At 61.2% G+C, this 9,055-nt stretch carries 9 protein-coding genes; 3 read left to right on the top strand and 6 right to left on the bottom strand.

The features are described from left to right. Window positions 1-110: 110 nt before the first annotated feature. Both MRBLMU1_RS17750 and MRBLMU1_RS17745 read right to left on the bottom strand, forming a co-directional pair. Window positions 111-1,265 carry an MFS transporter gene (locus tag MRBLMU1_RS17750; RefSeq protein WP_363503727.1) on the bottom strand — a complete coding sequence of 385 codons (1,155 nt, stop codon included), beginning with the start codon at window positions 1,263-1,265 and terminating at the stop codon, window positions 111-113. 149 nt (window positions 1,266-1,414) lie between these two features. Beyond that, entirely contained in the window at window positions 1,415-2,422 is a 1,008-nt protein-coding gene (locus MRBLMU1_RS17745; protein WP_363503723.1) for an LLM class flavin-dependent oxidoreductase, read from the bottom strand. A gap of 294 nt (window positions 2,423-2,716) precedes the next feature. Between MRBLMU1_RS17745 and MRBLMU1_RS17740 the strand changes: the two genes are divergently transcribed. Then, on the top strand, window positions 2,717-3,628 hold the full coding sequence (locus tag MRBLMU1_RS17740) for a TraB/GumN family protein (RefSeq protein ID WP_363503721.1): 912 nt from the start codon (window positions 2,717-2,719) through the stop codon (window positions 3,626-3,628). On the opposite strand, the gene MRBLMU1_RS17735 is transcribed toward MRBLMU1_RS17740, so the two are convergent. The 3 genes from MRBLMU1_RS17735 to MRBLMU1_RS17725 form a co-directional block, all read right to left on the bottom strand. Next, on the bottom strand, window positions 3,625-4,050 hold the full coding sequence (locus MRBLMU1_RS17735) for a hypothetical protein (protein WP_363503719.1): 426 nt from the start codon (window positions 4,048-4,050) through the stop codon (window positions 3,625-3,627). The genes MRBLMU1_RS17740 and MRBLMU1_RS17735 overlap by 4 nt on opposite strands. Window positions 4,051-4,464: 414 nt before the next feature. Further along, entirely contained in the window at window positions 4,465-4,857 is a 393-nt protein-coding gene (locus tag MRBLMU1_RS17730) for a VanZ family protein (RefSeq protein WP_363503717.1), read from the bottom strand. Between the two features lie 322 nt (window positions 4,858-5,179). Further along, on the bottom strand, window positions 5,180-5,941 hold the full coding sequence (locus MRBLMU1_RS17725; RefSeq protein ID WP_363503715.1) for an SDR family NAD(P)-dependent oxidoreductase: 762 nt from the start codon (window positions 5,939-5,941) through the stop codon (window positions 5,180-5,182). A gap of 99 nt (window positions 5,942-6,040) precedes the next feature. On the opposite strand from MRBLMU1_RS17725, the gene pyrF reads away from it, so the two are divergent. Next, on the top strand, window positions 6,041-6,862 hold the full coding sequence (gene pyrF / locus MRBLMU1_RS17720; protein ID WP_363503713.1) for an orotidine-5'-phosphate decarboxylase: 822 nt from the start codon (window positions 6,041-6,043) through the stop codon (window positions 6,860-6,862). 55 nt (window positions 6,863-6,917) lie between these two features. Here the strand turns inward: pyrF and MRBLMU1_RS17715 are convergent, their stop codons facing one another. Continuing rightward, window positions 6,918-7,523 carry a DUF5610 domain-containing protein gene (locus tag MRBLMU1_RS17715; RefSeq protein ID WP_363503711.1) on the bottom strand — a complete coding sequence of 202 codons (606 nt, stop codon included), beginning with the start codon at window positions 7,521-7,523 and terminating at the stop codon, window positions 6,918-6,920. Window positions 7,524-7,599: 76 nt separating this feature from the next. Here MRBLMU1_RS17715 and sbcB point away from each other — a divergent pair, with 76 nt between their 5' ends. After that, on the top strand, window positions 7,600-9,042 hold the full coding sequence (sbcB, locus tag MRBLMU1_RS17710; RefSeq protein WP_363503709.1) for an exodeoxyribonuclease I: 1,443 nt from the start codon (window positions 7,600-7,602) through the stop codon (window positions 9,040-9,042). Window positions 9,043-9,055 lie beyond the last annotated feature (13 nt).

Raw genomic sequence — 9,055 nt, 5'->3', positions numbered from 1 at the left:
TGGAAGGTCTATAGCGAGGGAAATGGCATCTGATAGCATCGTGCCGGCAAGTTAACACTTCCGGCCGCCGTTTACAACAAAAATGCCGCTAAAAGCTTAAGTTAGCGGCATTAGGACCTGACCCCGGGTTCCGTGGCGAAAACGCACAGCGCCACCAGCGGGAACACCAATCCCGCCCACAACACGCCGCGCCATCCGTGCGCGGCGAACATCCAGCCGCCCAGCGACGAGCCGACCGCGCCGCCCATGAAGAACAATGCCATGTAGAGCCCGTTCAGGCGGGCGCGGATCTCCGCCGGCAGCGCGAAAATCGCCCGCTGCCCCGTCACCAGATTGGCCGAGACGCCCATGTCCAGCAAGATCGAGGTGAGCACCAGCACGCCGAGATCGACGATACGGTTGGCGTGTATCGCCAGCGGCAACAGGAATGCCACGGCGCCGAGCGCGAACGCGATGAACGTGGTCGACAGGCTTTTGCCCTGGTCGGCACGCTTGCCCGCGATCGGCGAGGCGATCGCGCCGGCGACGCCGACCAGCGCGAAAATGGCGACACCGGTTTGGCTGAGTTGGAAGTACGGCCCCGTTAGCTCCAGCGAGACGCTGGTCCAGAACAGGCTGAAGGCGCCGAACATGCACGCGTGGTAGGCGGCGCGGCGGCGCAGGATGGGCGTGGTCTTGAGCAGGTGCCACATCGAACCCAATAGCTCAAAGTAGTGCAGGCCGGAGTTCGGATGGCGCTGCGGCAGCCGCGCGCGCAGCAGGAAGGCGAGGGCGGTGGTGGTGATGGCGGAGATGACGAACACGGCATGCCAATTCAGGGCGTCGGCGATCAGGCTGGCGACGGGACGGGCGAGCATGATGCCCATCAGCAGGCCGCTCATGACCTTGCCGACCGTTTGGCCGCGCGTTTCGGGACGCGACATGTGGGCGGCGAACGGTACGACGATTTGCGCGGCCACGGTGCCGAGGCCGATGCAGAAGGCGGCCAGCAGGAACAGGTTGGGATTGCTGGTGGCGGAGGCGGCCAACAAGGCGACCGCGCTGGTCAGCAGCGCGGTGAAGATCAGGCGGCGGTTTTCGACCAGGTCGCCGAGCGGGGCGATGAACAGCAGCCCGAGGCAGTAGCCGACTTGCGTGAGCGTGACGATCAGGCCGGCGGCGCTTGGGTCGAGGCCGGTGGCGCGGCTGATCGGCCCGATCAGCGTTTGCGCGTAGTACAGATTGGCGACGATCAGACCGGTCGCGACGGCGAACAGCCAGACCATGCCGGGGGAAAGATCTTGCTGGGCGTGGGACTGGCTCACGTGACGCTCCTTCATTTTGCAGGCGGCAATTTTACCGGTGATCGCAAAATGCTGCTGAGCGAGCAGGAGTTGTCACGGTTCCTCGTGGAATCTACCGCCTATGGCCGTGCCTAGAGGCCCGCCTCGGCGCGCTTCAGCGATTGGTGTACCTCGGCGGTGATTTCATACGAACGCAGCCGGTGTTCATGCTCGAAGATCTGCGAGGTGATCATCAATTCGTCGGCGCCGGTGCGGGTGATGAATTCCTGTAACTGGCGGCCGACCGTCTCCGGCGCGCCGATCGCGCTGCATGACAGGACGGAGTCGAGCATCGCGCGTTCCGGCAGTCCCAGCGATTCCAGATAGCCCGGTTGCGGCGGCTGCAGCCGCGATGGCTTGCCGGTGCGCAGGTTGACAAAGGCTTGCTGCATCGAGGTGGCGCGCAGCCGTGCCTCTTCGTCCGTGTCGGCGGCGAAGACGTTAAAGCCCAGCATGACGTAAGGCTTGGCCAGTTGGGACGAGGGCTGGAAATTGGCGCGGTACAAGGTCAACGCTTGCATCATCATCTGCGGCGCGAAGTGCGAGGCGAAGGCGAAAGGCAACCCCATGTGCGCGGCCAGCTGCGCGCCGAAGGTGCTGGAGCCCAGTATCCACAGCGGTACCTTGGCGCCTTTGCCGGGCACGGCCAGCACGCGCTGGCGTGGCGTGTCGGACATGTAATCTTGTAACTCCAGCACGTCCTGAGGGAAGGCGTCCGCGTCCGTTTCCAGCGTGCGGCGCAGTGCGCGGGCCGTGGTCTGGTCGGAGCCGGGCGCGCGGCCCAGTCCGAGGTCGATGCGGCCCGGATACAGCGCTTCCAGGGTGCCGAACTGCTCGGCGATCACCAGCGGCGCGTGGTTGGGCAGCATGATGCCGCCAGCGCCGACACGGATGGTCGACGTGCCGCCGGCCACGTGCGCGATCACCACGGCGGTCGCGGCGCTGGCGATGCCCGGCATGCCATGGTGTTCGGCCAGCCAGTAGCGCTGATAGCCCCAGCGCTCGCCGTGTTGGGCGAGGTCGAGTGTGTTGCGGAACGATGCGGAAGCGTTGCTGCCTTTGGCGATCGGGGCGAGGTCGAGTATGGAGAATGGGATCATAAATAACATATCGGGCCATCCGCACGGGTTTCAATGAAGCCCTTGCCGCGCATGTGGGTTTAGTGAATCCATGTTAAAGCGCCAATATATTTATATTTGCACAGCTTTTTTATTATTTCCCTGCTATTTAAGTGTGTTTAATTTGTCGACAGTCGCGTCAAATTTCACAAAAAGTTTTTCTCCAGCGCCTTCCTGATTTACTATTGGAAACAGTGAAGCGCCACGCCGAGCTGCTCCCACTCCTCTTAAATAAAGTTATTTCGATGGCATCTCCTGCTATCGTCGGGAATTCGCATGCCTAAGAAACTTGTCATCTTGTTTGCATTGTTGCTCAGTTTTGTCGGCCAGTCGGTGTTTGCCGCCGGCGTGAGCGAGACGAGTTCGCAGCGTCGTGGCCAGCTGTACCGCATTACCCATGAAGGTAAAGTCAGTTATCTGTTTGGCACAATTCATGTCGGCAAGGATGGTTTTTACCCGCTCGATGCCGAGGCGTCGCGGGCGCTGCTCGATTCGAACACGCTTGTCCTGGAACTGGATATTCGTCAGGACCTACCTTTCCAGAAGGCGCTGGCCCGTCATGGCCGCTATCCGGACGGCGATGTGGTGCAAAACCACTTGAGCCCGGCCACCTTGAGCAAAATGGTCCAGGCGCTGGCCAAGGCCGGCTTGTCGCTGCAATCGGTGCAACACTACAAGCCATGGCTGATCGCCAATTTGCTGGTCGGGACGGAGTTGGATACGCACGGATTCCAGCGCAGCCAGGCGGTGGAATACGCGCTGCTGGCCGCCGCGCAGAAGCAGGAGAAGTCCGTGCAAGAACTGGAAAGCGCGGAATATCAGCTGGGCTTGTTCGATATGCTGGACGCGCGCCAGCAAGAGCAATATTTGGTGGAGAGCCTGGCCGACCTGGACAGCGGCTCGTCGCTGAAGAAATCGAAGGCCTTGATCGACGCATGGAGCTCGGCCGACGCGCCGGGCATCAAGGCCGCGTGGCAGTCGGCCACGACCGGCGATTCCATCTCCGCCGGCTTCATGCAGCGGGTGCTGCTGGGCAAACGGAATCCTGAGATGGCCGCCAATATCGAACGCATCATGCAGCAGGACAAGGTCGCCTTCGTCGGCGTTGGCCTGCTGCATCTGGTGGGTGATGACGGCCTGCCGCAGTTGCTCAAGCGGCGCGGCTATCAGGTCGAACAGTTGTATTAATACGGCGTCAGCGTGCCGTTGTTGTAGCGGACCCGGTCGCCTATTTTGTAGCCAGGCATGGAGTCCACCACCACCAGTTGGCTGCTGCCGTCGTCCATCCGCACGGTAACGCGGTACACGCGGTCGGTCGGCGAACCGCCCATGGTGCCGCCCGCTGCCGCCGCGCCCACCGCGCCCACTCCCACATCCTGACGCTGCATCTGGTCGATGGCTTGCACCGTTCCGTACGAGGTTTGCGCTGTGCTGGTGTCGCCGGGACTTCCCGTGCCGCTTCCCAAACTCCCCGTTCTACCGGTGCTGCCGCTGCTGCCCATGCTGCCGGTGCCCGACGCGGCGGCGGTGCCCGGCGCCGTGTATCCGGTGTTGGCATTCGACGAGCTGTCCGACAACCGGTCCGAAGCGCATCCCGCCAACGCCGCCATGCATAAAACTGCAACCCATTTATTTTGCTTAGTGATGTACATTTTTTCGCCTCCCCGTTGGTTAATCAAAGTGGCCAGCCACTTGGGTGAGAGAGGCGCGATGCTTTTTTGTTCCAGACTATCCCGCCACAATTGATGTACATCAATTGAAACATGCTACCTACAGACAATAATTGTTCGGTATCACTCTAAAGGACATCGATATGTTGACACGCGTGACAGACACTATTATCGAAGAGTTAATCACTCTAGCCTGTGGGGAAAAGCAGGATCCCCGCTGCAGGCATTTGCTCACTCACGCATTGCACGGATTGGTACGCGTGGCCCAAGTCGAGCAATTGCAGCAAATGCGTTTGGATGTGGAATCGGCGACCGGTGGCAGGGGAAGCTTTCCCACCGATGCGGACGCCGATCTCAAGCTTGCGGCTGGATACGGAAACGCGTCCACAAGACCCACATGACCAGCGAAGTCAGGACGGCGGCGTTGCAGTCGACCAGCCAATCGGAAACGGCGCCGTGGCGGTAGGGCAGGAAGCTTTGTACCAGCTCGTCCAGGGCGCCCATGGCCGCGATGGTGAGCACGGCTTTGCCGGCGCGTTGCGCCGGGCTGCCCGTGCCGCCGGTGAAGATCAGGAAGGCCAGACCGGCATAGGCCATGGAGTGCAGAATGACGCCGGACGCGACCTCGCCGATATCCTGGCGCGCGCCCGGAATCGAGCCGAAGATCAGAATCAGCAGGTACAGGAAAATGGCGGTGCGGTAGCGCAGTTTGGCGTGCGATGAGGTCAGAAGTAGTTGCTTGATCATGAACCAGACAATACCACGCGCTGCGCGAAATGGGGAGTGGTGCACCGGGTTCCCGGTGCACCTTTCTTCAGTCATGCCTATCGGTTGCATGTACTTAAGATGTAACCAGTATAGGGCGGCAATATGACGCGGCCATGACAAAAATCAGTACCGGCGAAAAAAGGGCAAAAAAAAGCCCGCTGATTAAAGCGGGCTTAAAACTATTTTCTTGGAGGAGAATAGTGGAGACAGGTGTAATTATGGGGCTGCCTCAGATATGTGTCTAATTGTTGTTTCAGATACCAGACATCAATTAGGCGCATAACTCTATATTTAAACGATTTTATTTGACGGGAACGGTGTAATTCAAGGCCAGCCGGCCGCCGTCCACATACAGGGTTTGCCCGGTCATATAGCTGGCGTCGTCGCTGGCGAGGAAGGCGGCGATCGAGGCCACTTCCTCCGGCTCGCCGCAGCGGCCCATCGGCGTACGCGACAAAATGGTGTTGCGCGCTTCCGGACTGGACATGACCGCTTTCTTCGCCAGTTCCGTCAGGATGGTGCCCGGACCGATGCCGTTGACGCGGATGCCGTGCGGGATCAGGTTCAGCGACATCACCTTGGTCAATTGATTGATCGCGCCTTTGGACACCACATACGGCACCTGGTTCGGGATCGCCAGCTCGGCGTTGACGCTGGACATGTTGATGATGCAGCCGCTTTGCTGCTTGACCATCTCGCGCGCGACCGCCTGGCCGCACAGGAACATCGATTTCAGGTTGATGCGCATGACGCGGTCGAAATCGTCCTCGGTGACGTCGAGGAAATCGGCGGCGTGGGTGACGCCGGCGTTGTTGATCAGGATGTCGATACGGCCGAAGGCGGCCAGGGTGGCGGCGACCAGCGCGTCGACATCGGCCTTCTGGCTGACGTCGGCGGCGAAGAAGCGGGCCTGTTCGCCCAACGCGGCGGCGGCCTGCTCGCCCTCCGGTTTGATATCGACCAGCATGACTTTCGCGCCTTCGGTGATCAGGCGTTGGGCGCACGCCAAGCCTATGCCTTGGGTGGCGCCGGTCACGATAGCGACTTTTTGGGATAATTTCATAGGAGTGCTTTCTGAGCGTTCTGGGATGAAGGCCAAATTTTAACAGCCCGGTGGCGGCGCGTTACAATAGAGGGTTTGCAACAGATTAAAAGGTGCGTCGTGAATTTCATCAACAAATTGTCTGCCGCGTGGACGGCCAACGACTCCCTGCTGTGCGTGGGCCTGGATCCGGACATGGCCAAGCTGCCGGCCCAGTTCCAGAATGATCCGCAAGGTATTTATCATTTCTGCCGCGAGATCATCGACGCGACGGCCGACCTGGCGTGCTCGTTCAAGCCGCAGATCGCTTACTTCGCGGCGCTGAGCGCGGAAGACCAGCTGGAAAAGATCTGCGCCTATGCGCGCGAGAACTATCCGCACATTCCGGTGATCCTGGACGCCAAGCGCGGCGACATCGGCGCCACCGCGCGCCAGTACGCGCGCGAGGCTTACGACCGCTATGGCGCCGACGCGGTCACCGTGAGCCCGTACATGGGTTACGATTCGGTGGAGCCGTACATGGAGTGGAGCGACCGCGGCATCATCGTGCTGTGCCGTACCTCGAACGCGGGCGGTTCGGACCTGCAGTTCCTGAACGTGGACGGCAAGCCGCTGTATCAGCATGTGGCGCGCCTGGTGGCGGAGAAGTGGAATGCCAACGGGCAGTGCGCGCTGGTGGTGGGAGCGACCTTCCCGGAAGAACTGGCGCAGGTGCGGGCGATTGTTGGCGATATGCCATTGCTGGTGCCGGGTATCGGCGCGCAGGGCGGGGATATCGCGGCCACGGTCAAGTCCGGCAAGACGGCGGCTGGCGCTGGCATGATGATCAACTCGTCGCGCGCGATTCTGTATGCGGCGCCGCAGGCGGGCGAGGATTTCGCGTCGGCCGCGCGCCGCGTGGCGCTGGAGACGCGGGACGCGATCAATTTGCATCGCGGTTGATGTTGGTGCGGCTTGCGCGCCCGGCCGATGGCGCCAGGGCGCGCACCGCGCGGAATCACCTGTTTGCCGGTGCTTCCTTGTCGGTCTTGGGCAAGGTCTCCGCCGGCTTCGCCAGGCGCGAGGCGATGAAATCCTCAAAGCCCTTCTGCACCAATTCGTAGGTCTTGTCGATGTTGCTGGCCACCTCGCCACCCAGCACCTTCAAGCCTTCCAGCACGTCGCGCGCTTCGCCGAAGCCCTGGTCGACACCCTTTTTCAAGGTATCGATGAACTTGTTGAGCAGCACTTCCTCGTCCTCGCCCGGGTGCTGCTGCTTGAACGCATCGTAAAATGCGGTCGACAGCGATACAATGCGGCTCGCGGTGCCTTCCGGCGTATTGTCCTGCGACACGGCGTTCTCGATGGCGTTGTCGCCGAACTGGTCCTTGAGCGCCTCGTTAATGCCGGTCAGCGCCGTTTTCAGCACGACCGACATCGGTTCGTTGGAGGAATTCAACGACACCGTCAAAGAAGCTTGTACGATGGAAGCGTTAAGTTGCGCCTTGGCCTTGGCGCCGACCGACATCGTGCTGTCGTCCTTGGCCTGGACGTCCTTCGCCTGGAGTGGCGCGGCCTTGCTGGCGGCCGTATTGCCTGATGTAACTGAGACGGGGTTAGCCATGATGTTGCTCCGGTTGGAATACCTTTGAATTATCGGCAGTTTTTAGAATAACTGTAGCCCCCCTGAATGCGCCTCTATGACCACACAGACTTTTCTCTGGCATGACTACGAAACTTTCGGCGCGCAGACGCGTCGCGATCGCCCGGCGCAATTCGCCGCGATCCGCACCGACGCCGACCTCAACGAGATCGGCGATCCGATCATGTTGTATTGCAAGCCGGCCAATGACTTCTTGCCTGATCCGCAATCTTGCCTGATCACGGGTATCACGCCGCAGCAGTGTCTGGAGTGGGGCGTGCCGGAGCATAAGTTCGCCGCCACCATCGAGCAGGCGTTTTCCAAGCCGGGTACGATCGGCGTCGGCTACAACACGATTCGTTTTGACGATGAGATCACCCGCTTCATGTTCTGGCGTAACCTGATCGATCCATACGCGCGCGAATGGCAGAACCAGTGCGGCCGCTGGGATCTGCTCGACGTGGTGCGCATGACGTATGCGCTGCGTCCCGAAGGCATCGAATGGCCGAAGAAGGCTGACGGCAAGCCGAGCTTCCGGCTGGAAGACCTGGCCAAGGCCAACGGCCTGTTGCACGAGGCGGCGCACGACGCGCTATCCGACGTGCGCGCCACCATCGCGCTGGCGCGGCTGATCAAGCAGAAGCAGCCGAAATTGTTCGACTTCTGCTTCGCGCTGCACAAGAAGGACCGTGTGGCCGACGAGATCGGCATGCATCTGGCGCCGCAGCTGCGCGCGCCGTTCCTGCACGTGTCGGGCATGTTCCCGGCCGAGCGCGGCTGCATCGCGCTGGTGTGGCCGCTGGCGACCCATCCGACCAACAAGAACGAAGTCATCGTTTGGGATTGCACCTACGATCCGACCGAATTGTTCACCTTGGATGCGGACACGATACGCACGCGCATCTTCACGCGTGCCGACGCGCTGCCGGAAGGCATGACGCGGCTGCCCGTGAAGAGCATTCATCTGAACAAATCGCCGATGCTGGTGTCGAACCTGAAGACGTTGTCGCCGGCCATGGCCGCCCAGTGGGGTATCGATCTGGAGCAGGGCAAGGCGTTCGCCGCGCTGGCCGCGGCCGGGCGCAATATGGATATCGAATGGGAGCAGGTGTTTTATCGTCCGCCGGGCGCGGAGCTCGACGTCGATGAGGATTTGTATAACGGCTTCATCGGCAAGGAGGATAGGCGTTTGCTGGAGTCGTTGCGCAAGGAGGCGCCCGCGAAATTGGCGGTGGCGTCGCCGTCGTTCGACGATCCGCGCCTGGTGGAATTGCTGTTCCGGTATCGCGCGCGTAATTTCCCGGAGACCTTGTCCGAGCCGGAGATGGAGCATTGGGAGCAGCATCGCGCGGCGCGGTTTTACGATGGGGCCGGCGGTGCGCGCAGCATCGATCAGTTCTTCGGTGAGATCGATCATTTGCAGCAGGATGCGGATGAGCGGGCGGAGCGGATTCTGACCGAGTTGTACGAGTACGTGGAGTTAATCGCTCCGGCGCAGTAGGCGGGGTCGGGCT

The sequence above is a fragment of the Burkholderia sp. LMU1-1-1.1 genome (genome assembly GCF_040675865.1).
Lineage (GTDB): Bacteria > Pseudomonadota > Gammaproteobacteria > Burkholderiales > Burkholderiaceae_D > Rugamonas.
The sequence above is the reverse complement of the archived record's forward strand: the minus strand, read 5'-3'. Positions and strand labels throughout refer to the sequence as shown.